The 23,558-nt window shown below is 54.7% G+C and carries 20 protein-coding genes; 14 read left to right on the top strand and 6 right to left on the bottom strand.

Going from position 1 to position 23,558, the window contains the following annotated elements; translation table 11 throughout:
• Positions 1-136: 136 nt before the first annotated feature.
• From csrD to tldD, 8 genes are all read left to right on the top strand, one after another.
• On the top strand, positions 137-2,077 hold the full coding sequence (gene csrD, locus C0560_RS18660) for an RNase E specificity factor CsrD (protein WP_102105519.1): 1,941 nt from the start codon (positions 137-139) through the stop codon (positions 2,075-2,077).
• Between the two features lie 283 nt (positions 2,078-2,360).
• Positions 2,361-3,404, top strand: coding sequence for a rod shape-determining protein MreB (gene mreB, locus C0560_RS18655; RefSeq protein WP_000913396.1), 1,044 nt, complete (start codon positions 2,361-2,363; stop codon positions 3,402-3,404).
• A 60-nt stretch (positions 3,405-3,464) separates the two neighbouring features.
• On the top strand, positions 3,465-4,481 hold the full coding sequence (gene mreC / locus C0560_RS18650) for a rod shape-determining protein MreC (RefSeq protein WP_100778686.1): 1,017 nt from the start codon (positions 3,465-3,467) through the stop codon (positions 4,479-4,481).
• Positions 4,481-4,969 (top strand): rod shape-determining protein MreD, encoded by a 489-nt coding sequence (mreD, locus tag C0560_RS18645; RefSeq protein WP_095283628.1) that lies wholly within the window; start codon positions 4,481-4,483, stop codon positions 4,967-4,969. Before mreC ends, mreD begins: the two co-directional genes overlap by 1 nt.
• Positions 4,970-4,978: 9 nt before the next feature.
• On the top strand, positions 4,979-5,572 hold the full coding sequence (locus tag C0560_RS18640; RefSeq protein ID WP_102105518.1) for a nucleoside triphosphate pyrophosphatase: 594 nt from the start codon (positions 4,979-4,981) through the stop codon (positions 5,570-5,572).
• Positions 5,562-7,031 carry a ribonuclease G gene (gene rng, locus C0560_RS18635; RefSeq protein WP_107702748.1) on the top strand — a complete coding sequence of 490 codons (1,470 nt, stop codon included), beginning with the start codon at positions 5,562-5,564 and terminating at the stop codon, positions 7,029-7,031. Before C0560_RS18640 ends, rng begins: the two co-directional genes overlap by 11 nt.
• Positions 7,032-7,074: 43 nt before the next feature.
• Complete coding sequence (gene yhdP, locus C0560_RS18630; RefSeq protein WP_248859237.1) at positions 7,075-10,872, top strand: AsmA2 domain-containing protein YhdP; 3,798 nt, start codon at positions 7,075-7,077, stop codon at positions 10,870-10,872.
• Between the two features lie 86 nt (positions 10,873-10,958).
• The gene (gene tldD / locus C0560_RS18625) at positions 10,959-12,404 is read left to right on the top strand and encodes a metalloprotease TldD (RefSeq protein WP_100778690.1); all 1,446 of its coding nucleotides are present in this window, start codon (positions 10,959-10,961) and stop codon (positions 12,402-12,404) included.
• Positions 12,405-12,464: 60 nt separating this feature from the next.
• Here the strand turns inward: tldD and C0560_RS18620 are convergent, their stop codons facing one another.
• Positions 12,465-13,079, bottom strand: a complete 615-nt coding sequence (locus C0560_RS18620; RefSeq protein ID WP_102105516.1) for a YagU family protein — start codon at positions 13,077-13,079, stop codon at positions 12,465-12,467.
• Between the two features lie 273 nt (positions 13,080-13,352).
• On the bottom strand, positions 13,353-14,279 hold the full coding sequence (aaeR, locus tag C0560_RS18615; protein ID WP_095283622.1) for an HTH-type transcriptional activator AaeR: 927 nt from the start codon (positions 14,277-14,279) through the stop codon (positions 13,353-13,355).
• A gap of 180 nt (positions 14,280-14,459) precedes the next feature.
• Here aaeR and aaeX point away from each other — a divergent pair, with 180 nt between their 5' ends.
• From aaeX to C0560_RS18590, 5 genes are all read left to right on the top strand, one after another.
• Complete coding sequence (aaeX, locus tag C0560_RS18610; RefSeq protein ID WP_102105515.1) at positions 14,460-14,663, top strand: p-hydroxybenzoic acid efflux pump operon protein AaeX; 204 nt, start codon at positions 14,460-14,462, stop codon at positions 14,661-14,663.
• A 7-nt stretch (positions 14,664-14,670) separates the two neighbouring features.
• Entirely contained in the window at positions 14,671-15,603 is a 933-nt protein-coding gene (gene aaeA, locus C0560_RS18605; protein ID WP_102105514.1) for a p-hydroxybenzoic acid efflux pump subunit AaeA, read from the top strand.
• Between the two features lie 5 nt (positions 15,604-15,608).
• Positions 15,609-17,576 carry a p-hydroxybenzoic acid efflux pump subunit AaeB gene (gene aaeB / locus C0560_RS18600; protein WP_123428867.1) on the top strand — a complete coding sequence of 656 codons (1,968 nt, stop codon included), beginning with the start codon at positions 15,609-15,611 and terminating at the stop codon, positions 17,574-17,576.
• Positions 17,577-17,686: 110 nt separating this feature from the next.
• Complete coding sequence (locus tag C0560_RS18595; RefSeq protein WP_100778695.1) at positions 17,687-19,141, top strand: NAD-dependent succinate-semialdehyde dehydrogenase; 1,455 nt, start codon at positions 17,687-17,689, stop codon at positions 19,139-19,141.
• Between the two features lie 48 nt (positions 19,142-19,189).
• The gene (locus C0560_RS18590; protein ID WP_100778696.1) at positions 19,190-19,462 is read left to right on the top strand and encodes a barstar family protein; all 273 of its coding nucleotides are present in this window, start codon (positions 19,190-19,192) and stop codon (positions 19,460-19,462) included.
• Between the two features lie 67 nt (positions 19,463-19,529).
• Here the strand turns inward: C0560_RS18590 and yhcN (C0560_RS18585) are convergent, their stop codons facing one another.
• The 3 genes from yhcN (C0560_RS18585) to argR form a co-directional block, all read right to left on the bottom strand.
• Positions 19,530-19,796: a peroxide/acid stress response protein YhcN gene (yhcN, locus tag C0560_RS18585; protein ID WP_100778697.1), complete on the bottom strand. Its 267-nt coding sequence runs from the start codon at positions 19,794-19,796 to the stop codon at positions 19,530-19,532.
• A gap of 109 nt (positions 19,797-19,905) precedes the next feature.
• A complete protein-coding gene (yhcN, locus tag C0560_RS18580) occupies positions 19,906-20,169 on the bottom strand; it encodes a peroxide/acid stress response protein YhcN (RefSeq protein ID WP_047347671.1) in 264 nt (87 codons plus the stop codon).
• A gap of 375 nt (positions 20,170-20,544) precedes the next feature.
• A complete protein-coding gene (argR, locus tag C0560_RS18575; RefSeq protein ID WP_100778698.1) occupies positions 20,545-21,015 on the bottom strand; it encodes a transcriptional regulator ArgR in 471 nt (156 codons plus the stop codon).
• Positions 21,016-21,420: 405 nt separating this feature from the next.
• Between argR and mdh the strand changes: the two genes are divergently transcribed.
• A complete protein-coding gene (gene mdh, locus C0560_RS18570; protein WP_123428216.1) occupies positions 21,421-22,359 on the top strand; it encodes a malate dehydrogenase in 939 nt (312 codons plus the stop codon).
• A gap of 54 nt (positions 22,360-22,413) precedes the next feature.
• On the opposite strand, the gene degS is transcribed toward mdh, so the two are convergent.
• Entirely contained in the window at positions 22,414-23,481 is a 1,068-nt protein-coding gene (gene degS / locus C0560_RS18565) for an outer membrane-stress sensor serine endopeptidase DegS (protein WP_100780807.1), read from the bottom strand.
• Between the last annotated feature and the right edge of the window lie 77 nt (positions 23,482-23,558).

Raw genomic sequence — 23,558 nt, 5'->3', positions numbered from 1 at the left:
CATTGAAACGCTATGCCGATTTAACGCAATAAATTGCCAGATAGACCAGGTTTGGTAGTATGCCCCTGCTAAACGCAAGTTAGCACTTACTTGCACTTTAACTGCCTCCCCATCAACCAACGGAGTGATCTCAAGGATGCGATTAACGACGAAATTTTCAGCTTTTATTACGCTGCTGACGGGGCTGACTATCTTCGTCACCCTGATGGGGTGCTCGCTAAGCTTTTATAATGCCATTCAGGACAAACTGACCAACCGCGTGCAGTCCGTGGCTTCGGTCATTGATTCGCGACTGGTCACGTCAACGTTGCCCGCACTGTCTCAGCAACTGGATGAGCTGATGGTGCCGGTGGATATTGTACACATCGACATTCTACAGGGTAGCAAAGTCCTTCTGAGCCATGCGCGTCAGAGCAGCTATCGCCCGGCCGGGACGCTGGCACAATACCGCGAGATGACGATTCACTCCCTGAAAAGCCCAGGGGTGACCATCAGGCTGGTCTATCAGGACCCGATGGCGAACTATTTCCGTTCACTGATGACCACTGCGCCGCTCACCGTTGCGGTGGGCTTTATTGTGGTGCTGATCTTTCTGGCGGTGCGCTGGCTTCGACGCCAGCTTTCCGGACAGGAACTCCTGGAATCGCGATCTGTACGTATTTTAAACGGTGAACGAGGTGCTAAGGTGCGCGGGTCTGTTTATGAATGGCCGTCGCGGACCAGCAGCGCGCTGGATGTGTTGCTTTCAGAAATCCAGTTCGCCAGCGATCAGCGCAGCCGTATGGATACGTTGATTCGGTCCTACGCCGCCCAGGACAATAAAACCGGGCTGAATAACCGCCTTTTCTTTGATAATCAACTGGCCACGCTGCTGGAAGATACCGAAAAGGTGGGTACTCACGGGGTGGTGATGGTTATCCGGCTGCCCGATTTCGATCTTTTACGCGATACCTGGGGCCGCTCGGTGGCGGAAGAGCATCTCTTTACGCTCATCAATTTGTTATCGACCTTTATTATGCGCTATCCCGGTGCGCTGCTGGCGCGCTACCACCGCAGTGATTTTGCCGTGTTGCTGCCGCATCGGACGCTGAAAGAATCGGAAAGCATCGCCAGTCAGCTGCTGAAAGCGGTCGATGCGCTGCCACCAACCAAAATGCTCGACCGGGATGATATGGTTCATATCGGCATTTGCGCCTGGCGCGGCGGCCAGCAAACTCAACAGGTGATGGAGCATGCCGAAGCGGCCACGCGTAACGCGGTGCTGCAGGGGGCGAATGGCTGGGCGGTTTACGATGATTCTCTTCCGGAAAAAGGGCGCGGCAACGTGCGCTGGCGAACGCTCATTGAACAGATGCTGAGCCGCGGCGGGCCACGAATTTATCAAAAACCGGCCGTACTGCGTAACGGCCAGGTGCATCACCGCGAGTTACTTTGCCGTATCTTCGACGGCTCGGAAGAGGTTGTCTCCGCCGAATATCTGCCGATGGTGCTGCAGTTTGGTCTGTCGGAAGAGTACGACCGGCAGCAAATTACGCGTCTTATTCCATTTTTATCTTTCTGGCCGGAGGAAAATCTGGCATTACAGGTAACGGTAGAATCGCTGATTCGCCCGCGTTTTCAGCGCTGGCTGCGTGATGTGCTGATGCAATGTGAAAAATCGCAGCGGAAACGTATTATTTTTGAACTTGCAGAGGCAGATGTTTGTCAACATATCAGCCGTTTACAGCCGGTCGTCCGTTTGATGAATGCACTCGGTGCTCGCGTGGCAGTGACTCAGGCGGGTTTAACGCTGGTGAGTACCAGTTGGATCAAGGAGCTGGATGTGGAGCTGTTAAAGCTGCATCCGGGGCTGGTCAGGAATATTGAAAAGCGCACGGAAAACCAGCTGCTGGTTCAGAGTCTGGTGGAAGCGTGCAAGGGAACGCAAACGCAAGTCTTCGCCACAGGCATACGTTCACGCAGCGAATGGCAGATGTTGACGGAGCGCGGTGTCGCGGGTGGTCAGGGGGATTTTATTGCTACCTCTCAGCCGCTTGACAGCAATGTGAAAAAATATTTGCAAAGATACTCTGTTTGACCTGCCGTTTAATTTGTTTTCACGTAGAATATCGCGCCTGTAGCTTTGAGTATGACGAGCAAAACGCCAGTCGTTTACCTGGACGGGTTACAAATGAAAGCGAGTGACGCAGCTGTTAACTCAGCCCTGATGGAGTCAGGAAATAAATTTGTAACATAAGGAAACGTGCTGCACTAATTTTCACCGTAGCAGATGATTTTTGCGCCTTGTCGCTGCTACGTGTGGTTGGTAAAGTAAGCGGATTTTAATTTTTCCGCCCCAGCTTTCAGGATTATCCCTTAGTATGTTGAAAAAATTTCGTGGCATGTTTTCCAATGACCTGTCCATTGACCTGGGTACCGCGAATACCCTGATTTATGTAAAAGGACAAGGCATCGTATTGAATGAGCCTTCCGTTGTGGCCATTCGTCAGGATCGTGCCGGCTCCCCGAAAAGCGTGGCAGCCGTAGGACACGATGCGAAGCAGATGCTGGGTCGTACCCCAGGCAACATCGCCGCGATCCGCCCAATGAAAGACGGCGTTATCGCTGACTTCTTCGTGACTGAAAAAATGCTTCAGCACTTCATCAAGCAGGTTCACAGCAACAGCTTCATGCGCCCAAGTCCGCGCGTGCTGGTCTGTGTGCCAGTCGGTGCAACTCAGGTTGAACGCCGTGCGATCCGTGAATCCGCTCAGGGCGCAGGTGCGCGCGAAGTCTTCCTGATCGAAGAGCCGATGGCTGCTGCAATTGGTGCGGGTCTGCCGGTTTCTGAAGCAACAGGTTCCATGGTGGTGGATATCGGTGGTGGTACCACTGAAGTGGCCGTCATCTCTCTGAACGGTGTGGTTTACTCCTCTTCCGTGCGTATCGGCGGTGACCGTTTTGATGAAGCCATCATTAATTATGTGCGCCGTAACTACGGCTCTCTGATCGGTGAAGCCACCGCAGAGCGTATTAAGCACGAGATCGGTTCTGCTTACCCTGGCGACGAAGTCCGCGAAATCGAAGTTCGTGGTCGTAACCTGGCTGAAGGCGTTCCGCGTGGCTTTACCCTGAACTCCAACGAAATCCTCGAAGCGCTGCAAGAGCCGCTGACCGGTATCGTGAGCGCGGTGATGGTTGCGCTGGAACAGTGCCCGCCAGAACTGGCTTCCGACATCTCAGAGCGCGGTATGGTTCTGACCGGTGGTGGCGCGCTGCTGCGTAACCTCGACCGCCTGTTAATGGAAGAGACAGGTATTCCTGTCGTAGTTGCAGAAGATCCACTGACTTGCGTAGCCCGTGGTGGCGGCAAGGCGCTGGAAATGATCGACATGCACGGCGGCGACTTGTTCAGCGAAGAGTAGTCGGTTTGAGAGGGTAGCGAAGGCTACCCTTTCTCTCTGACACGAGAATACGCATAGCCTATGAAGCCAATTTTTAGCCGTGGCCCGTCGCTGCAGTTTCGCCTGATCCTGGGGGTGCTGGTAGCGCTTGGAGTCATCATCGCCGATAGCCGCCTCGGTATGTTCAGCCAGATCCGAACATACATGGATACCGCCGTCAGTCCTTTCTACTTTGTATCAAATGGTCCCCGTGAATTACTCGACAGTGTTTCTCAAACCTTGTCATCACGCGACCAACTCGAGCTTGAAAACCGTGCATTGCGCCAGGAATTGCTGCTGAAAAACAGCGAGCTGCTGATGCTGGGCCAGTATCGCCAGGAAAACGCCCGTCTGCGTGAGCTGCTGGGATCGCCGCTGCGTCAGGACGAGCAGAAAATGGTGACTCAGGTGATCTCCACCGTTAACGATCCGTACAGTGATCAGGTGGTCATCGACAAAGGCAGCGTGAACGGTGTTTACGAAGGCCAGCCGGTCATCAGTGATAAAGGCGTTGTGGGCCAGGTGGTTGCTGTTGCTAAGCTGACCAGCCGCGTTTTATTGATCTGTGATGCCACCCATGCGCTGCCGATTCAGGTACTGCGCAATGATATCCGTATTATTGCGGCCGGTAACGGCTGTACGGACGATCTGCAGCTGGAGCATCTGCCAGCCAACACCGATATTCGTGTGGGTGATGTTCTGGTCACCTCCGGTCTCGGCGGGCGTTTCCCTGAAGGTTATCCGGTGGCGGTTGTCTCCTCGGTGAAACTGGATACGCAGCGTGCGTATACGGTGATTCAGGCTCGTCCAACTGCGGGCTTACAGCGTCTGCGCTATTTGCTGCTGCTGTGGGGCGCCGATCGTAACGGTATCAACCCGATGACGCCGGAAGAGGTGCATCGTGTGGCCAATGAACGCTTAATGCAGATGATGCCGCAGGTTCTGCCTGCGCCGGACTCCATGGGGCCGCCTGCGCCAGTGCCTGCACCTGCGACGGGATTAACACAGCCTCCTCCGGATGCACCGCTGCCGCCACAAATCTCCTCGGGAGGGCAGTAGTGGCGAGCTATCGTAGCCAGGGACGCTGGGTAATCTGGCTCTCGTTCTTCATCGCGTTATTACTGCAAGTCATGCCCTGGCCGGACGACATTCTCGTTTTCCGGCCAAACTGGGTGCTGCTCATTTTACTCTACTGGACCCTCGCCCTGCCGCACCGCGTAAATGTGGGCACGGGTTTTGTGATGGGTGCCATACTGGATCTCATCAGTGGCTCAACGCTCGGCGTGCGCGCCCTGTCGATGAGTATTATTGCGTACCTCGTCGCACTGAAATTCCAGCTTTTCCGTAACCTCGCGCTCTGGCAACAGGCGTTGGTGGTGATGTTGTTGTCCCTCGCCGCGGATATCATTGTTTTCTGGGCTGAGTTTTTAGTGATCAACGTCTCTTTCCGACCGGAAGTGTTCTGGAGTAGTGTAGTAAACGGTGTGCTCTGGCCGTGGCTGTTCCTGCTGATGCGTAAAGTTCGCCAGCAGTTTGCCGTGCAATAAAAGGTTTCTATGACGTCTTTATTTCTTGCCTCTGGTTCCCCGCGTCGTCAGGAGTTACTCACTCAACTGGGTGTCTCTTTTGAACGTATCGTCACCGGTATTGAAGAAAAACGGGGCGATGGCGAAAGCGCGCAGCAGTATGTATCTCGTCTGGCCCGGGAAAAAGCCCTGGCTGGCGTGGCGCAAACCCCGCGTGATTTGCCGGTGCTGGGGGCAGATACCATCGTGATTCTCAACGGTGAAGTGCTCGAGAAACCGCGTGACGGTGAACATGCGGCGCAAATGCTGCGCAAATTATCCGGACAAACGCATCAGGTGATGACGGCGGTTGCACTGGCAGACAGCCAGCAGGTGCTGGATTGTCTGGTGGTCACGGATGTCACGTTCAGAGTGCTTACCGATGAGGAGATCGCCGGTTATATCGCCAGCGGTGAACCTATGGATAAAGCAGGTGCATACGGTATTCAGGGGCTGGGTGGCTGTTTCGTCAGGAAGATTAATGGCAGCTATCACGCCGTAGTCGGCTTACCGCTGGTGGAAACGTATGAGTTGCTGAGCAATTTTAACTCACTGCGTGAGGGAAGGGATAATTATGACGGCTGAATTGTTGGTAAACGTAACGCCATCGGAAACCCGAGTGGCCTATATTGATGGCGGCATTCTTCAGGAAATTCATATTGAGCGCGAAGCGCGACGCGGAATAGTAGGCAATATCTACAAAGGTCGTGTCAGTCGTGTACTACCGGGTATGCAGGCGGCATTTGTAGATATTGGCCTTGATAAAGCAGCGTTCTTGCACGCCTCGGATATCATGCCGCACACCGAATGTGTCGCGGGTGAAGAGCAAAAGCAGTTTACCGTTCGCGATATCTCCGAGCTGGTCCGCCAGGGACAGGATTTGATGGTCCAGGTGGTGAAAGATCCCCTCGGTACCAAAGGCGCCCGTCTGACGACCGACATCACTTTACCTTCTCGCTACCTGGTCTTTATGCCGGGCGCTTCACACGTCGGCGTTTCTCAGCGTATTGAAAGTGAAAGCGAGCGCGAACGCCTGAAAAAGGTGGTCGGCGCTTACTGCGACGAGCAGGGCGGCTTTATTATCCGTACCGCGGCAGAAGGGATCAGTGAAGAAGACCTGGCCTCCGATGCTGCGTACCTGAAACGCGTCTGGACCAAAGTCATGGAGCGTAAAAAACGCAACCAGACCCGCTATCAACTGTACGGCGAGCTGGCGCTGGCCCAGCGCGTGTTGCGCGATTTCGCTGATGCGCAGCTCGATCGAATCCGCGTGGATTCGCGTCTGACCTACGACGCGCTGCTGGAATTCACCGCCGAATACATCCCAGAGATGCCTGGCCTGCTGGAGCATTACACCGGCCGCCAGCCGATCTTTGATCTCTTTGACGTCGAGAACGAAATCCAGCGCGCGCTGGAGCGTAAAGTGGAGCTGAAATCCGGCGGCTATCTGATCATCGATCAGACCGAAGCGATGACCACCGTGGATATCAATACGGGGGCATTTGTCGGCCACCGCAATCTCGACGACACCATCTTCAACACCAACATCGAAGCGACGCAGGCCATCGCGCGTCAGCTGCGTCTGCGCAATCTTGGCGGCATTATCATCATCGACTTTATCGATATGAATAATGAAGATCACCGCCGCCGCGTGCTTCACTCTCTGGAGCAGGCGCTAAGCAAAGATCGGGTGAAAACCAGTATCAACGGTTTCTCTCAGCTCGGCCTGGTGGAGATGACCCGCAAGCGCACGCGCGAAAGCGTTGAACATGTGCTGTGCAACGAATGCCCAACCTGCCACGGACGCGGCACGGTAAAGTCCGTGGAGACAGTGTGCTACGAAATCATGCGTGAAATTGTCCGCGTCCATCACGCCTACGACTCCGACCGTTTTCTGGTCTATGCTTCCCCTGCGGTGGCAGAAGCACTGAAAGGCGAAGAGTCGCACGCGCTGGCGGAAGTGGAAATCTTTGTCGGCAAACAGGTAAAAGTACAAATCGAACCACTCTATAACCAGCAGCAGTTTGACGTGGTGATGATGTAAGAGGCAGCAATGCTGCAAGAGAACGGCTGACAAGGAGAGATGCGTGAGGCGATTGCCAGGAATTTTACTGCTTACAGGGGCAACGCTTGTCGTCATTGTCGCGTTGCTCGTGAGCGGGCTGCGCCTCGTGTTACCGCATCTCGACAGCTGGCGCCCGCAGGTGCTGGCAAAGATCGAAAGCGCCACCGGCATTCCCGTTGACGTCAGCCAGCTGAGTGCCAGCTGGCAAAATTTCGGCCCAACGCTGGATGTACGCGATATCAACGCGAGCCTGAAAGACGGCGGTCATCTCAAAATCAAACGCGTGACGCTGGCGCTGGATGTCTGGCAAAGTTTGCTGCACATGCGCTGGCAGTTTCGCGATCTCACCTTCTGGCAGCTTCAGTTTCTGACCAACACGCCTCTAAACCAGGGCGATAACAGCAAAGGCATCGAGACCAACCGCTTCAGCGATCTTTTCCTGCGCCAGTTCGATCATTTCGATCTGCGCGACAGCGAAATCAGTTTTATTACCCTCTCCGGGCAACGGGCCGAACTGGCGATCCCGCAGCTCACCTGGCTTAACGGCAAAGATCGCCATCGCGCCGAAGGGCAGGTGAATCTCTCCAGCCTGAACGGGCAGCACGGCATCATGCAGGTGCGCATGGATCTGCGCGACGACAACGGCCTGCTGAACAAAGGCAAAGTCTGGCTGCAGGCCGACGATGTGGATGTCAAACCCTGGCTGGGCAAATGGATGCAGGATAATGTTGCGCTGCAAAGGGCGCGCTTCAGTCTTGAAGGCTGGCTGACCCTGGCCGACGGTGACATCTCCGCCGGGGATGTGTGGCTGAAGCAGGGCGGCGCGGCGTGGAAAGGGGATACGCAATCCCATGATATGTCAGTCGATAACCTGACGGCACACGTTACGCGTCAGGGCGACAGCTGGCAATTCTCCATTCCCGATACCCGCATCACTATGGACGGCAAAGCCTGGCCGCGCGGCGCATTAACGATGGCGTGGGTGCCTGAGCAGGAAGTGGGCGGCGTGAACAACAAGCGCAGCGATGAGCTGCGTATCCGCGCCAGCAACCTCGATCTGGCAAGTCTCGACGGTTTACGGCCTATCGCGAACCGCATATCAACTGCTCTCGGCGAAGTCTGGGAAGCCACACAGCCGAGCGGCCAGATCGACACCCTGGCGCTGGATATCCCTCTGCAGGCCACAGAAAAAACCCGTTTCCAGGCCTCGTGGAAAGCGCTCTCCTGGAAGCAGTGGAAGCTGCTGCCCGGTGCCGAACACTTTGGCGGAAAGCTTGAGGGCAGCGTCGAAAACGGCAGACTGACGGCGGAAATGAATGACGCCAAAATGCCGTACGAAACGGTTTTCCGTGCGCCGCTGGAGATTGAAAAAGGTACTGCGATCCTTAACTGGCTGAACAACGAGAAAGGTTTTCAGCTTGATGGCCGTGATATCGACGTAAAAGCCACCGGCGTTCACGCGCGCGGTAATTTCCGCTATCTGCAGCCGGAAGGTGATGAGCCATGGCTGGGGATTCTGGCCGGTATCAGCACTGACGATGGCGGCCAGGCCTGGCGCTATTTCCCGGAAAACCTGATGGGCAAAGCGCTGGTGGACTACCTGAGCGGCGCGATTCAGGGCGGTCAGGCCGATAATGCCACGCTGGTCTACGGCGGCAATCCGCACCTGTTCCCTTACAAACACAACGAAGGCCAGTTCCAGGTTCTGGTGCCGCTGCGTAATGCGACTTTCGCCTTCCAGCCCGACTGGCCAGCGCTGAAAAACCTCAATATCGAACTGAATTTCCTGAACGACGGGCTGTGGATGAAATCCGACAGCGTCGCGCTGGGCGGCGTAACCGCCAGTAATCTGAGAGCGGTGATTCCGGATTACTCGAAAGAGAAGCTGCTGATCGACGCGGACATTAACGGGCCGGGCAAAGCCGTCGGGCCTTATTTCGAAGAGACACCGCTGGATGACTCGCTGGGTGCTGCGCTGCAAGAGCTGCAAATCGATGGCGATGTGAATGCCCGTTTGCATCTCGACATCCCGCTGGATGGCGAGATGACCACCGCCGAAGGCGATGTGGTGCTGAACAACAACAGCCTGTTTATCAAGCCGCTAGATAGTACGCTCAAGAACCTGAGCGGCAAATTCAGCTTTGTGAATGGCAATCTGAAAAGCGGGCCGCTGAAAGCCAACTGGTTTAATCAACCGATTAACGTGGATTTCAGCACCACCGAAGGTGAAAAAGCCTATCAGGTTGCCGTCAATATGGATGCTAACTGGCAGCCCGCACGGATGGACGTGCTGCCAAAACCGGTGGCCGAATCTATCGACGGAACGGTTGCCTGGAACGGTAAAGTGGCCATCGACCTGCCTTATCGTGGAAGTGCGCACTATAAAGTCGACGTGACGGGCGATCTGAAGAATGTAAGCAGTCACTTACCTGCACCGCTGGATAAGAAAGCCGGGCAGCCACTGCCGATGAACATCAACGTGCAGGGCGATCTGAACAGCTTCGCTCTCACTGGTAATGCGAATGGTACAAATCACTTTAACAGCCGCTGGTTGCTCAGTCGCAAACTGACTCTCGACCGGGCCATCTGGACCACGGACAGCCGCACCATTCCGCCACTCCCTGAGCAGCCAGGCGTTGAGCTGAACCTGCCCGCGATGGATGGCGCCGAGTGGCTGGCGATGTTTAACAAGGGCGTTGGGCAAAATGTGGATGAAGCCGCTCAGTTCCCGCAGCGCGTGACCGTCCGTACGCCGTCGCTGACGCTGGGCGGACAGCAGTGGAATAACCTCAGCATTGTCTCTGAGCCAACCCTCAACGGTTCGACGGTGGAAGCGCAGGGCCGCGAGATTAACGCCACGCTGACGATGCGTGACAACGCGCCATGGCAGGCGGCAATTCGTTATCTTTACTACAACCCGACGACGGCCACGAAAGGGCAAACGGGAGCGGCTTCGCCATTAGCCGAGGTTTCAAAAGTGGATTTCAGCGGCTGGCCGGATTTACAACTGCGCTGCGCGGAGTGCTGGCTGTGGGGCCAGAAATATGGCCGCATCGACGGTGATTTTGCCGTGAAGGGCAACACCCTGAGCCTCGCGGGCGGCCTGATTGATACCGGCTTTGGGCGTCTGACGGCGGACGGAGAGTGGGTGAATGGCGCGGGCGAACAGCGCACCTCCCTGAAAGGTAGAATCAAGGGCAACAAGCTGGATGCGGCGGCGAATTTCTTTGGCGTCAGCACACCGCTGCGCGGCTCTTCCTTCGATGTTAATTACGATCTGCACTGGCGCGCCGAGCCGTGGAAACCGGACGAAGCTACGCTGAACGGCATCCTCAAAACCAATCTGGGCAAAGGCGAAATCGCCGACGTCAGCACTGGCCACGCCGGGCAGCTCTTACGTTTACTGAGCTTTGACGCGCTGCTGCGCAAACTGCGTTTTGACTTCAGCGATACCTTCAGCGAAGGGTTCTATTACGACTCTATTCGCAGTACGGCGTGGATCAAAGACGGCGTTCTGCATACGGATGACACGCTGGTGGATGGCCTGGAAGCCGATATCGCCATGAAAGGCTCGGTGAATCTGGTGCGTCGTGAACTGGATATGGAAGCGGTGGTAGCGCCAGAGATCTCTGCGACCGTCGGTGTCGCTGCCGCATTCGTGGTCAACCCGATTGTGGGCGCCGCAGTGTTTGCCGCCAGTAAGGTGCTGGGGCCGCTGTGGAGTAAGGTCTCAATCCTGCGCTATCGCATTACCGGGCCGGTCGATAAGCCGCAGATTAATGAGGTGCTCCGTCAGGCGCGCAAAGATGCACAGCAATGATTTGACGCGGGCGAGTAATTGCCCCACTCTCATAAATAATGAATTTTTTTACCGCCCTCGGGCGGCAACGAACGAGTAGCAAAACGATGAGTCTGAACCTGGTAAGTGAACATTTGCTCGCAGCGAACGGCCTGAGTCATCAGGACCTGTTTTCCATTCTTGCACAACTAACCGAGCGTCGCCTCGATTACGGCGATCTCTATTTCCAGTCGAGCTACCACGAATCCTGGGTTTTAGAAGACAGCATCATTAAAGATGGCTCTTATAACATCGACCAGGGTGTCGGTGTTCGCGCCGTAAGCGGTGAGAAAACCGGCTTTGCCTATGCCGATCAGATTAGCCTGACTGCGCTGGAGCAGAGCGCCCAGGCAGCGCGGACTATCGTGCGTGAAGCGGGCGATGGTCGAGTGAAAACCCTCGGCGAAGTGCAGCATTCTGCGCTCTATACCAGCATCGATCCGCTGCAAAGCATGACCCGCGAGGAGAAGCTGGATATCCTGCGCCGCGTGGACAAAGTGGCTCGCGCGACAGATAAACGCGTTCAAGAAGTGTCAGCCAGCCTGAGCGGTGTGTATGAACTCATTCTGGTGGCCGCAACCGACGGTACGCTGGCCGCTGATGTACGCCCGCTGGTACGTCTGTCTGTCAGCGTGCAGGTGGAAGATGACGGTAAACGCGAACGTGGCTCCAGCGGTGGCGGCGGTCGTTTTGGTTATGATTGGTTCCTGGCCGATGAAGACGGCGATGTTCGCGCAGATGCGTGGGCGAAAGAAGCCGTGCGCATGGCGCTGGTGAATCTCAATGCGGTAGCGGCCCCAGCCGGTACGCTGCCGGTGGTACTGGGCGCAGGCTGGCCTGGCGTGCTGCTTCACGAAGCGGTCGGTCACGGTCTGGAAGGCGATTTCAACCGTCGCGGCACCTCCGTATTCAGCGGTCAGATGGGCGAGCTGGTGGCCTCTGAACTGTGTACCGTTGTGGATGATGGCACCATGACCGATCGTCGTGGGTCTATCTCTATCGATGATGAAGGGACGCCGGGGCAGTACAATGTGCTGATCGAAAACGGCATTCTGAAAGGTTACATGCAGGACAAACTCAACGCGCGTCTGATGGGCGTTGCGCCAACCGGGAATGGTCGTCGCGAATCCTACGCACATCTGCCGATGCCGCGTATGACCAACACCTATATGCTCGCAGGCAAATCGACGCCGCAGGAGATCATCGAATCCGTTGATTACGGGATCTTCGCGCCAAACTTCGGCGGTGGCCAGGTGGATATCACCTCCGGCAAGTTTGTCTTCTCGACGTCCGAAGCCTATCTGATTGAAAAAGGCAAAGTCACCAAAGCGGTGAAAGGCGCTACGCTGATTGGCTCCGGCATCGAGGCGATGCAGCAGATTTCGATGGTGGGTAACGATCTGAAGCTGGATAAAGGCGTGGGCGTCTGCGGTAAAGAAGGCCAGAGCCTGCCGGTAGGCGTCGGTCAGCCGACGCTGAAAGTGGATAATCTAACCGTCGGCGGTACCGCCTGACCTGAAGTCTTATTGAAAAAATGGCGCGTCTGAAAAGGCGCGCCATTTTTTTTGCGACGCTTATCGAGCGCTGTTTAGCGGCACCTCAGGATCAGGCTCGCGAGTGATGCGGTTACGTAAATCGCGACGGATAATTTCAATCGACCAGAACCAGATCAGGTGACCCACTATCTCGGAAACGTGCTCGTACCACGGAAGATCAAACAGTGGCGGTGTCAGCCCCATCAGCGGGAACGAAATCATATGAACAAATAGCTGCGCTAATGCCCCAGCGAATAAACCCTGCCAGAGCTTTATTTTCGGAAAGACTTCCGCAACAACGCAATAGCCTACGGCGAACACGATTGAGAAAATGATATGTGTCACGCCAACCCAGTTGAATATATGTCCGGCAAATGTATAAACCGCAGCGTTAGGGTCGACGACGCCCAGCCAGTCGCGGAGAAATACATAGGGTGGATTCAGGAAATTACGTGAGCAATCAATTTGGCTGGCGGCTCTGATTAATTGCTCTGGCCCGCATGCGGCGCTGAATAAATCGGTTGGACTGCGCGGAGGAAGAGGAACTTCGGCGCCCCATTTGACAAAGGCGGAGACAATCCCGGCGATCAACCCAATGAACGCGGCGAGTCCGTAGCGCCTGCGTGAAGGCGGTGTTTGTTCGAATAGATTCATATTTATTCCTTGTTTAAACAAAATCCTGAGAAACGTTATTTTTATGAAGTATTTATTTAACAACTCTATAACCGTCTGATATTTGCGTAGAACAGGTTTCAGACAATGAGTACGATAAAGGTCACAAGGCAAATATGTCAATTCGCCATTATTAATAGAACTCAGTGAAATATCTTAATTGTGCCGGAACGGACTGGGGGGTATTTATCTCTGACAGGAGGGCAGAGGCCAAATTCCAATAATCATTTGACCTCTCTGCATTTACGGGGCGGCTTACTCTTTTCTTCTGCCCCGCATTCCCTGATAAAGCTCCGCCACTTCCACAAAATAGTCAGTCAGGTAGTTAATACAGACCTGGACCTTGAGCGGCAGTTTGTCCTTTTCCGTATAGAGGGCATACACCGGGCGGGGATCGGACTGGTAGCGCGGGAAGAGAATCTCCAACTCACCGCTGTTGATCTCATTGATCACCCACATCAACGGCACGTAGGCGATGCCTGCTCCGGCGACCAGCCAGCGGGAGATGGTCATGGGATCGTTCGTCACGAACCGCCCCTGCGGCAGCAGTTTTGTCGACAGTCCTTCCGGGGCAATCAGCTCAAACTCGTTGTCCGGACGCACGCTGTACTCCAGCCAGGAGTGATTGCTCAGATCGGCTGGTTTTTCCGGCACGCCAAACTGCGCCAGATAGTTTTTAGAGGCGCAGACGACCATCGGCATACTGCCCAGGCGACGAGAGAACAGGCTGGAATCCTGCAGCGCACCGACGCGGATCACGACGTCCAGACCGTCGGCGATCAGGTCTGGCGCCGGGATGCCGGTGACCAAATTTACTGCCAGACCTGGATACTCTTTAAGCATTTCTGCCGTCATACTGGCGAGGACATTTTGTGCCATAGTTGAAGAACACCCGATCCGCAGTGTGCCGATGGGGGTGTTATTGAAGGCATAGAGTTGCTCGTGCACGTCCTGGACTTCGTGCAACATCCGACGACAGCCCTGGTAATAGATTTTTCCCGCCTCCGTCAGCCCAATGCTGCGGGTGCTGCGGTTGAGCAGCTTGACCTGAAGCTCATCTTCCAGTTTCGACACCGTCTGGCTGATGGATGAAACACTCATCTGAAGCTGTCGGGCCGCGGCGGTAAAGGAGCCAAATTCGACGACTTTGGCAAACACAGACATGCGCTTTAAACGTTCCATTGTTCACTCTGGCTTAAAAGTGATTTAGATCACATATTATAGATAACAGCATAACAGTTACGTTAATATATTATTACTGACATAACAGCTTCACCATTCCCGCCCGGCTTTTCTTGCCCTACTGCGATGGTGTGAGCTAAACAAAAACTGTCGCCTGCACGCGTTCAAATCAAGGTCAACATGAGTCTGTTTCCCGTTATCGTGGTGTTCGGTCTATCGTTCCCACCGATTTTCTTCGAACTAATTTTATCACTGGCGATTTTCTGGCTGGTGCGCAAGGTGCTGGTTCCAACCGGCATCTACGATTTTGTCTGGCACCCTGCACTGTTTAATACCGCGCTGTATTGCTGCCTGTTCTGGCTTGTATCGCGCATGTTTGTCTGAGGTAGATGTGAAAACACTAACAAGAAATATCTCCCGTACCGCCATCACCGTGGCGCTGGTGGTCCTGGCGTTCATCGCAATTTTCCGCGCCTGGGTGTTTTACACCGAGTCACCCTGGACGCGTGACGCGCGTTTCAGCGCGGATGTGGTGGCCATTGCCCCTGACGTCGCCGGGCTTATCACGGCGGTTAACGTGCGTGATAACGAACTGGTGAAAAAAGATCAGGTGCTTTTCACCATCGATCAGCCTCGCTACCAGAAAGCCCTCGAAGAGGCTGAAGCAGACGTCGCCTACTATCGGGCGCTGGCCACGGAAAAACGCCGTGAAGCCGGACGACGTAACCAGCTGGGCGTACAGGCCATGTCTCGTGAAGAGATTGACCAGTCTAACAACGTATTGCAAACCGTTCTGCATCAGCAGGCAAAAGCCGAAGCAACGCGCGACCTGGCGAAACTGGATCTGGAACGTACGGTGATCCGTGCGCCGTCTGACGGCTGGGTGACCAACCTCAACGTCTATACCGGTGAATTTATCACTCGCGGCTCCACCGCTGTGGCGCTGGTGAAACAGCACTCTTTCTATATTCTCGCCTATATGGAAGAGACCAAACTGGAAGGGGTACGTCCAGGCTATCGCGCCGAAATCACGCCGCTGGGCAGCAACCGCGTGCTTAAAGGCACGGTGGACAGCGTGGCCGCAGGCGTTACCAACTCCAGCGCCACCCGCGATACCAAAGGGATGGCAACGGTTGATTCTAACCTTGAGTGGGTTCGTCTGGCGCAACGTGTGCCGGTGCGTATTCGTCTCGATGACGAGCAGGGCAACCTGTGGCCAGCCGGCACCACGGCGACGGTGGTGATCACCGGTGAGAAAGATCGTAACGGCAACAACGACTCCCTGTTCCGTAAAATCGCGCATCGTCTGCGTGAGATTGGTTAATTGTGATGGGTATTTTCACCATCGCCACCCAGCACGTTCGCTTCGCCATTAAGCTGGCGTGCGCCATCGTGCTGGCACTGTTTGTCGGTTTTCACTTCCAGCTGGAAACGCCGCGTTGGGCGGTGCTGACGGCGGCGATAGTTGCTGCGGGCCCGGCCTTCGCGGCGGGCGGCGAACCTTACTCGGGTGCCATCCGTTATCGCGGGATGTTGCGTATCGCCGGGACGTTTATCGGCTGTATCGCAGCGCTGACGATCATTATCACCATGATTCGCTCTCCGCTAATGATGCTGATGGTGTGCTGTATCTGGGCGGGCTTTTGTACCTGGGTTTCCTCGCTGGTGAAGGTGGAGAACTCCTACGCCTGGGGCTTATCCGGTTATACCGCGCTGATCATTGTGATCACCATTCAGAGTGAACCCCTGCTTGCGCCGCAGTTTGCTCTTGAGCGTTGCAGTGAGATTGTCATCGGGATTGTCTGTGCGATCGTTGCCGATCTGCTTTTCTCGCCGCGCTCCATCAAGCAGGAAGTCGATCGCGAGCTGGATGCGCTGATTGTTGCTCAATATCAACTGATGCAGCTGTGTATTAAACACGGCGACAGCGAAGAGGTGGACAACGCCTGGAGCGCGCTGGTGCGTCGCAGCACGGCGCTGGAAGGGATGCGCAGCAACCTGAATATGGAATCCTCCCGCTGGGCGCGCGCTAACCGACGCCTTAAAGCGATCAACACGGTCTCCCTGACGCTGATCACCCAGGCCTGCGAAACCTACCTGATTCAAAATACCCGTCCCGAGGCGGTCACGGATACTTTCCGTGAACTGTTCGCAGAACCCGTCGAAACGGTGCAGGATGTGCGCAAACAGCTGAAGAGAATGCGACGAGTCATTGTCTGGACCGGTGAGCGCGACACGCCTGTTACCATTTATAGCTGGGTAGGGGCGGCGACGCGCTATCTGCTCCTCAAACGCGGCGTGATCAGTAATACCAAAATCAGCGCTATTGAAGAGGAGATTCTACGCAGCGAAGTGGTCATCAAAGCCGAGTCGGCAGAGCGCCACCATGCGATGGTGAATTTCTGGCGTACGACTATCGCGTGTGTGCTCGGCACGCTCTTCTGGCTGTGGACGGGCTGGACGTCGGGTGCGAGCGCGATGGTAATGATTGCAGTGGTGACTTCGCTGGCGATGCGTCTGCCAAATCCACGCATGGTGGCAGTCGATTTTCTGTATGGCGCGCTCGCGGCGCTCCCCATCGGGGCGTTCTATTTCCTCGTGGTGCTGCCCTCCACCCAGCAAAGTATGCTGCTGCTGTGTATCAGTCTTGCGGTGCTGGCGTTCTTTATCGGGATTGAAGTGCAGAAGCGTCGTCTCGGGTCTTTGGGCGCACTCGCCAGTACGATCAACATTCTGGTGCTGGATAACCCGATGACCTTCCACTTCAGCCAGTTTCTCGACAGCGCGTTAGGCCAGCTGGTGGGCTGTTTCCTGGCGATGATGGTCATTCTGCTGGTGCGTGATAACTCCCATGCGCGTACCGGACGTGTGCTGCTGAACCAGTTTGTCTCGGCGGCGGTATCTGCGATGACCACTAACACCGCGCGTCGCAAAGAGAACCATCTGCCGGCCCTGTATCAGCAGCTGTTTTTACTGCTGACGAAATTCCCTGGCGATATTGCCAAGTTCCGCCTGGCGCTGACGATGATCATCGCGCACCAGCGTCTGCGCAATGCGCCGATTCCGATCAACGACGATCTGTCGGCATTTCACCGCCAGCTGCGTCGCACGGCGGATCATGTGATTTCGGCCTCGTCGGACGATAAGCGCCGCCGCTACTTTGGCCAGTTACTGGAAGAGTTAAACATCTACCAGGAGAAACTGCGGGTCTGGGAAGCGCCGCGGCAAGTGACGGAACCAGTACAGCGACTGACGGATGTGCTGCATCGGTATCAGAATACGCTTACCGACAGCTAGTTGGTTCTGCACAGCCGACAAACACACCGTAAAAACCGACGCCAAAAGCGTCGGTTTTTTTGTGGCTATACTTATCCTGGCAGGCTCTTAAACCCAGATCAGGAGGACACATGACCACCCAGGCACTCCAGGACAATGCGCTTTTTCAAACCGGATATCTGGTAGACGGCATATGGAAAACGCTGGATACCACTTTTGATGTGCTCAACCCGGCCACGGGCGATGTCGTCGCGAAAGTCGCAAAAGCAGGTAAAAAAGAGACCGAAGAAGCTATCGCGGCAGCCAGTCGCGCCTTCCCGGCGTGGCGAGCGAAAACGGCGAAAGAGCGTTCGGCGATCCTGTACCGCTGGTACGAACTGATCATTGAGAACAAAAGCTGGCTCGGACGGCTGATGACCACCGAACAAGGTAAACCGCTAAAAGAGGCGGAAGGCGAAGTCGAATACGCCGCCAGCTTTATCCAGTGGTTTGCCGAGCAGGCGAAACGCGCTAACGGCGAAATCATCCCCCCCATCAAACCCGGTTCACGCATTCTGGCGACCCGCGAACCCATCGGCGTAGTGGCGGCGATCACGCCGTGGAATTTCCCGATGGCGATGCTGACCCGCAAACTCGGCCCAGCGTTGGCCGCAGGCTGCACCGGCGTCATTAAACCCGCTAACAACACACCGCTCAGTGCCTTTGCGCTGCTGACGCTGGCGAAAAAAGCCGGTGTTCCTGATGGCGTGCTCAACGCCGTCGCCGGGAACACCCACGAGATCAGCGATGCCATCATGGCCAGCCACGAGGTGCGGAAAATCTCGTTTACCGGTTCGACTGCCGTGGGCAAAACGCTGGTGCGTAATGCCGCAGAAACCATGAAAAAAGTCTCCATGGAGCTGGGCGGCAATGCGCCGTATATCGTCTTTGACGATGCTGATATTGAAGCCGCCGTGAAAGGGGCGATTGCCAATAAATTCCGTAACGCCGGGCAGGTGTGTGTCAGCGTGAACCGGTTCTATATTCAGGAATCCGTCTACGACGCCTTTGTGACCAAACTCGCTGATGCGGTAAACGCTCTGAAAGTGGGGAACGGCCTGGAAGAGGGCGTGGTGGTGGGGCCACTGATTGAACCTAATGCGGTGAATAAAGTGCGCGAACACGTTGAGGATGCGGTGGCAAAAGGTGCAACGGTGCTGGCGGGCGGTAAAGCGCATTCGCTCGGCGGTAATTTCTGGCAGCCAACCGTGTTGGGCGAGTGTCATGAAGGGATGAAACTGGCTGAGGAAGAGACCTTTGGCCCGGTTGCCGCCTGTTTCCGCTTTACCTCAGAAGAAGAGGTGATCCAGCGTGCGAACAATACGCCGTTTGGCCTGGCGGCTTACTTCTATACGCAAAATCTTTCGCGCGTTTTCCGCGTATCGCAGGCGATTGAGAGCGGCATGATTGGCATTAACGAATGCGCGGTCTCGACCGAGCTCGGCCCATTCGGCGGTGTGAAAGAGTCGGGACTGGGTCGGGAAGGATCGGTTCTTGGGCTGGAAGAGTTTCTGGAAGTTAAAACCCTGCATATCGGGGGATTATAATTATCGTCAGGGCGGCGCAGGCCGCCTTTCTGGACGGGGTGGCGGGCAATGAATATCTATACGTTTGATTTTGATGAAATCGACAGTCAGGAAGACTTTTACCGCGAATTTTGTCGCACATTTGGGTTAGAACAGGCAAAGGTAACGGATCTGGATTCGCTGTGGGACGTGGTGATTGGCGATGTCTTACCCATGCCGCTGGAACTGGAGTTTATCCACCTGCCGGATAAGCTACGCCGACGCTTTGGCGCACTGGTTCTGCTGTTTGATGAGGCGGAAGAGGAGCTGGAAGGACAACTACGCTTTAACGTTCGTCACTGATTTCAGACATAAAAAAGCCCCTGACAAAGCGTCAGGGGCAAGTCGTATGATGAGATACGACGAGGGTTTATTTGTACAGCTCAGCCGTCGCATGCCAGTGGTCACCCTGATTTAGCTCGGTGACACGATAGCTGCTTGCGCCTGCTTTTTCAGCTTTAGCCGCCAGCTCCTGGCGGATATCCATCGGAGAACCCGCGACGGAAGATACGGATACACTACCCATTGATTGCAGGTTTTGCGCTTGCTCAGCATTCACCTGATGCACAGCTGCGCTGGCACCGAAAGAGAGAACGGAAGCTAAGCCTAGGGTTGCGATGATTAATTTGGTGTTCATAGTCGTACTCCTGAATGTGTTTCCTCGACGGCGAGAAGGGTTATACCGCTATTTTTATGCCTGGTGCCGTTGAGTTGATAATGTCGTTACTACTTACTATTGATAAAACTTATTTGTACAGCTCAGCCGTTGCGTGCCAGTGGTCACCAGAACGCGCTTCGATGATGCGATAAGAAGACGCACCCTGCTCTTCGGCTTTCTTGTTCAGCATTTCGTGCATGTCCATCGGAGACGTACCGATTGCACCTACGGAAACGGTGCCGATGGCCTGGCGAGATTGTGCCTGATCAGCGTTGATAGAGTCGGCAGCAAATGCACCGAATGACAGGACAGACAGGACGCTCAGAGCCGCTACAGTTGTTTTGATTTTCATGATTGTTTACCTCGTCGAATTTATTGGGGTCTTTCGTTTCGTGACCCTCATCACAAAATCAAGTATACACTAATCACGCTAAATATTAATACCACGCTAATTGTTTCATGGGTAATTACGTGTTAACTGGTCACGTTTTTATAACTAAAATGCATAGAATTGACCGTTTTTTGGTCACAAAGATAGTCGATATATAAGTAAATCATAGACATAACTAACTTTGATTTTTTGTGCGATCTGTTGATAGATCATTCGCTGGATGAATGAAAAGAGGCAGGTAAAAGCACTATTTGCAAAAGTAAGCACAACAGAATGGGGACGTAAACAAGGCGGGGGGCAGAACATTCCCCGCTGCCTGAGCAGCTGGGAAGGGGATTACAGCTCCTGTTCGAACAGCATCAGGATAGCTTCGTAGAGATCTTTAACGGAAAAACCGTTCGCCGGCGTAGTAAAGATGGTGTCATCCCCCGCGATGGTGCCGAGGATCCCTTCCGCTTTACCCAGTGAATCGAGCAGGCGGGCGATTAACTGCGCCGCACCCGGGCTTGTGTGGATCACGACCACCGCGTCGTTGTAATCAATATCCAGCACCAGGTTTTTCAGCGGGCTGGAGGTGGTCGGCACGCCCAGCTCGGCGGGCAGGCAGTAGACCATTTCCATTTTGGCGTTGCGAGTACGCACCGCGCCAAACTTGGTGAGCATGCGGGAGACTTTCGACTGATTAATGTTCTCGAAACCTTGTTCCTGTAAAGCCAGAACAATCTCTCCCTGAGAACTGAATTTCTCTTCTTTAAGCAGCGCTTTAAACGCCTTCACTAATTCTTCTTGTTTTGACGAGCTTCGCATAAGTCACCCGGAATATGACGATAGAAACAACATTATTATGCATGTGGATGAATTTTTATGCAAATATTCTGCCCTGAACCAGGCTGAAATAATGTTATGAAAGGGAGTGATTTTATCAAATTTCGTTATCAGAAAACATGCCTACATCACGGCGCGTAAATAACCTTAAAAGTAAACTAAATGTTATCAAAATGATGTTGTTTTGCTGGCGAGTGAGGGTGTATTGTAACCACCGTCTTGATTGGCTACTTCGTTGTCGCAGTTTGCTGGAAGCATTCTGGCAAAGGTGAAAGACGCGTGACCTCAAATTCTTTAGCTACGAAAATTGTAATTATTTACCTGCTGAATTAATGTCGCCGCAACGGAGTAACAGATATTAAAGTTAACCATAATAAGGAGTTTAGGATGAAAGTTGCAGTCCTCGGCGCTGCTGGTGGTATCGGCCAGGCGCTTGCCCTACTACTGAAAACCCAACTGCCTTCAGGCTCAGAACTCTCTCTGTATGATATTGCTCCGGTAACCCCAGGTGTGGCGGTTGACCTGAGCCACATCCCAACAGCTGTGAAAATCAAAGGCTTCTCCGGTGAAAACGCACGCCCGGCGCTCGAAGGCGCAGACGTCGTGCTGATCTCCGCGGGTGTTGCACGTAAGCCTGGTATGGACCGTTCCGATCTGTTCAACGTCAACGCCGGTATTGTGAAGAACCTGGTCCAGCAGATCGCAGAAACCTGCCCGAAAGCCTGTATCGGTATCATCACTAACCCGGTCAACACCACGGTTGCTATCGCAGCAGAAGTGCTGAAAAAAGCCGGCGTTTACGATAAGAACAAACTGTTTGGCGTGACCACGCTGGACATCATCCGTTCCAACACCTTCGTGGCTGAACTGAAAGGCAAACAGCCTTCCGACATCGACGTGCCGGTTATCGGTGGTCACTCTGGCGTGACAATTCTGCCACTGCTGTCCCAGATCCCAGGCGTGAGCTTCTCCGAGCAGGAAGTGGCTGACCTGACCAAACGCATCCAGAACGCGGGCACCGAAGTGGTGGAAGCGAAGGCGGGTGGCGGTTCTGCAACCCTGTCTATGGGCCAGGCGGCTGCACGTTTTGGTCTGTCTCTGGTTCGCGCGCTGCAAGGCGAGAAAGGCGTAGTGGAATGTGCGTATGTGGAAGGTGACGGCGAGCACGCCCGTTTCTTCTCACAGCCGCTGCTGCTGGGTAAAAACGGCGTTGAAGAACGTCAGTCAATCGGCAAGCTGAGCGCGTTTGAACAACAAGCGATGGAAGGCATGCTCGATACGCTGAAGAAAGATATCACCCTGGGCGAAGAGTTCGTTAACAAATAAACGAATGCCAGACGATAAAAAACCGGAGCCATGGCTCCGGTTTTTTTATGCCGCTTAGTTGGTGGACGGGTATTCCTGAATAGTGACCTGAATGGTCAGCTTCTTATCATTACGCATGACTTCCACCGGAATGATAGAACCCGGGCGAATCTCTGCCACCTGGTCCATTGTCTCCAGCGCGGATACTGCCGGGATACCGTTCACCGACACAATCACGTCATTAACCTGCAGTCCTGCCGCCGCAGCCGGGCCACCCGGGGTGACTTCGTTCACGACGATGCCCTGAATCTGATCGATACCGCCACCCTGGGTATGCAGCGGCGCGATTTCACGTCCACCAATTCCAATGTAGCCACGGATCACGCGACCGTCGCGGATCAGCTTGTCCATGATTTTGGTCGCCAGCTGGAACGGGATCGCAAAACCGATGCCTTCCGGCGTTTCACCATCGTTGCTCTTATCAAAGGAGAGGGTGTTGATGCCCATCAGCTCGCCGAGGGAGTTCACCAGCGCGCCGCCCGAGTTACCGTGGTTGATGGAGGCATCCGTCTGCAGGAAATTCTGTCGTCCTGACGGGTTCAGGCCAATACGACCGGTGGCGCTGATAATCCCCTGGGTAATGGTCTGGCCCAGGTTATAGGGGTTTCCGATTGCCATCACCACGTCGCCGATATGCGGCGTGCGCTTACGGTTAATCGGAATCACCGGCAAGCCACCGCTGGCGGTAATTTTCAGCACCGCCAGATCCGTCAGGCTATCCGAACCGACCAGTAGGGCTTCAAAAACGCGGCCATCCTGCAACGCTACAATAATCTGATCGGCGTCGTTGATAACGTGCTTGTTGGTAATGATGTAGCCGCGCTCGTCCATAATTACGCCGGAACCGAGGGTGCGGATCTCCAGCTGATTATTGGCGGAACTGTTGAGGCCGCGGTTATAGACGTTCACCACGGCGGGTGCTGCCCGGCGAACGGCCTGGTTGTAACTCACTGGCGTCTCATCCGTACTGTCGAACTGAGGCGCCGCCAGCTTATTGAACTGACGTAATGAGGGCATTGCAGCCAGTAATAAACCGCCAACGACCAATCCGATGGCGACGGAGCGAAATAGCTTAAGAACCATGATGCGGGCGTCGTTAATTGAGAAACGGTTGCAGCATAACATGACTTATCCGGACATCACACGCAGCGGTGATGTCC

This window comes from Lelliottia sp. AC1 (assembly GCF_023278595.1).
GTDB lineage: Bacteria > Pseudomonadota > Gammaproteobacteria > Enterobacterales > Enterobacteriaceae > Enterobacter > Enterobacter nimipressuralis.
The sequence above is the reverse complement of the archived record's forward strand: the minus strand, read 5'-3'. Positions and strand labels throughout refer to the sequence as shown.

What these genes read in the sequence shown, in the direction of transcription:
- csrD (WP_102105519.1), top strand. Translation starts at nt 137, where the DNA reads ATGCGATTAACGACGAAATTTTCAGCTTTTATTACGCTGCTGACGGGG.
- mreB (WP_000913396.1), top strand. Translation starts at nt 2,361, where the DNA reads ATGTTGAAAAAATTTCGTGGCATGTTTTCCAATGACCTGTCCATTGAC.
- mreC (WP_100778686.1), top strand. Translation starts at nt 3,465, where the DNA reads ATGAAGCCAATTTTTAGCCGTGGCCCGTCGCTGCAGTTTCGCCTGATC.
- C0560_RS18640 (WP_102105518.1), top strand. Translation starts at nt 4,979, where the DNA reads ATGACGTCTTTATTTCTTGCCTCTGGTTCCCCGCGTCGTCAGGAGTTA.
- rng (WP_107702748.1), top strand. Translation starts at nt 5,562, where the DNA reads ATGACGGCTGAATTGTTGGTAAACGTAACGCCATCGGAAACCCGAGTG.
- tldD (WP_100778690.1), top strand. Translation starts at nt 10,959, where the DNA reads ATGAGTCTGAACCTGGTAAGTGAACATTTGCTCGCAGCGAACGGCCTG.
- C0560_RS18620 (WP_102105516.1), bottom strand. Translation starts at nt 13,079, where the DNA reads ATGAATCTATTCGAACAAACACCGCCTTCACGCAGGCGCTACGGACTC.
- aaeR (WP_095283622.1), bottom strand. Translation starts at nt 14,279, where the DNA reads ATGGAACGTTTAAAGCGCATGTCTGTGTTTGCCAAAGTCGTCGAATTT.
- aaeX (WP_102105515.1), top strand. Translation starts at nt 14,460, where the DNA reads ATGAGTCTGTTTCCCGTTATCGTGGTGTTCGGTCTATCGTTCCCACCG.
- aaeB (WP_123428867.1), top strand. Translation starts at nt 15,609, where the DNA reads ATGGGTATTTTCACCATCGCCACCCAGCACGTTCGCTTCGCCATTAAG.
- C0560_RS18595 (WP_100778695.1), top strand. Translation starts at nt 17,687, where the DNA reads ATGACCACCCAGGCACTCCAGGACAATGCGCTTTTTCAAACCGGATAT.
- C0560_RS18590 (WP_100778696.1), top strand. Translation starts at nt 19,190, where the DNA reads ATGAATATCTATACGTTTGATTTTGATGAAATCGACAGTCAGGAAGAC.
- yhcN (WP_100778697.1), bottom strand. Translation starts at nt 19,796, where the DNA reads ATGAACACCAAATTAATCATCGCAACCCTAGGCTTAGCTTCCGTTCTC.
- yhcN (WP_047347671.1), bottom strand. Translation starts at nt 20,169, where the DNA reads ATGAAAATCAAAACAACTGTAGCGGCTCTGAGCGTCCTGTCTGTCCTG.
- argR (WP_100778698.1), bottom strand. Translation starts at nt 21,015, where the DNA reads ATGCGAAGCTCGTCAAAACAAGAAGAATTAGTGAAGGCGTTTAAAGCG.
- mdh (WP_123428216.1), top strand. Translation starts at nt 21,421, where the DNA reads ATGAAAGTTGCAGTCCTCGGCGCTGCTGGTGGTATCGGCCAGGCGCTT.
- degS (WP_100780807.1), bottom strand. Translation starts at nt 23,481, where the DNA reads ATGGTTCTTAAGCTATTTCGCTCCGTCGCCATCGGATTGGTCGTTGGC.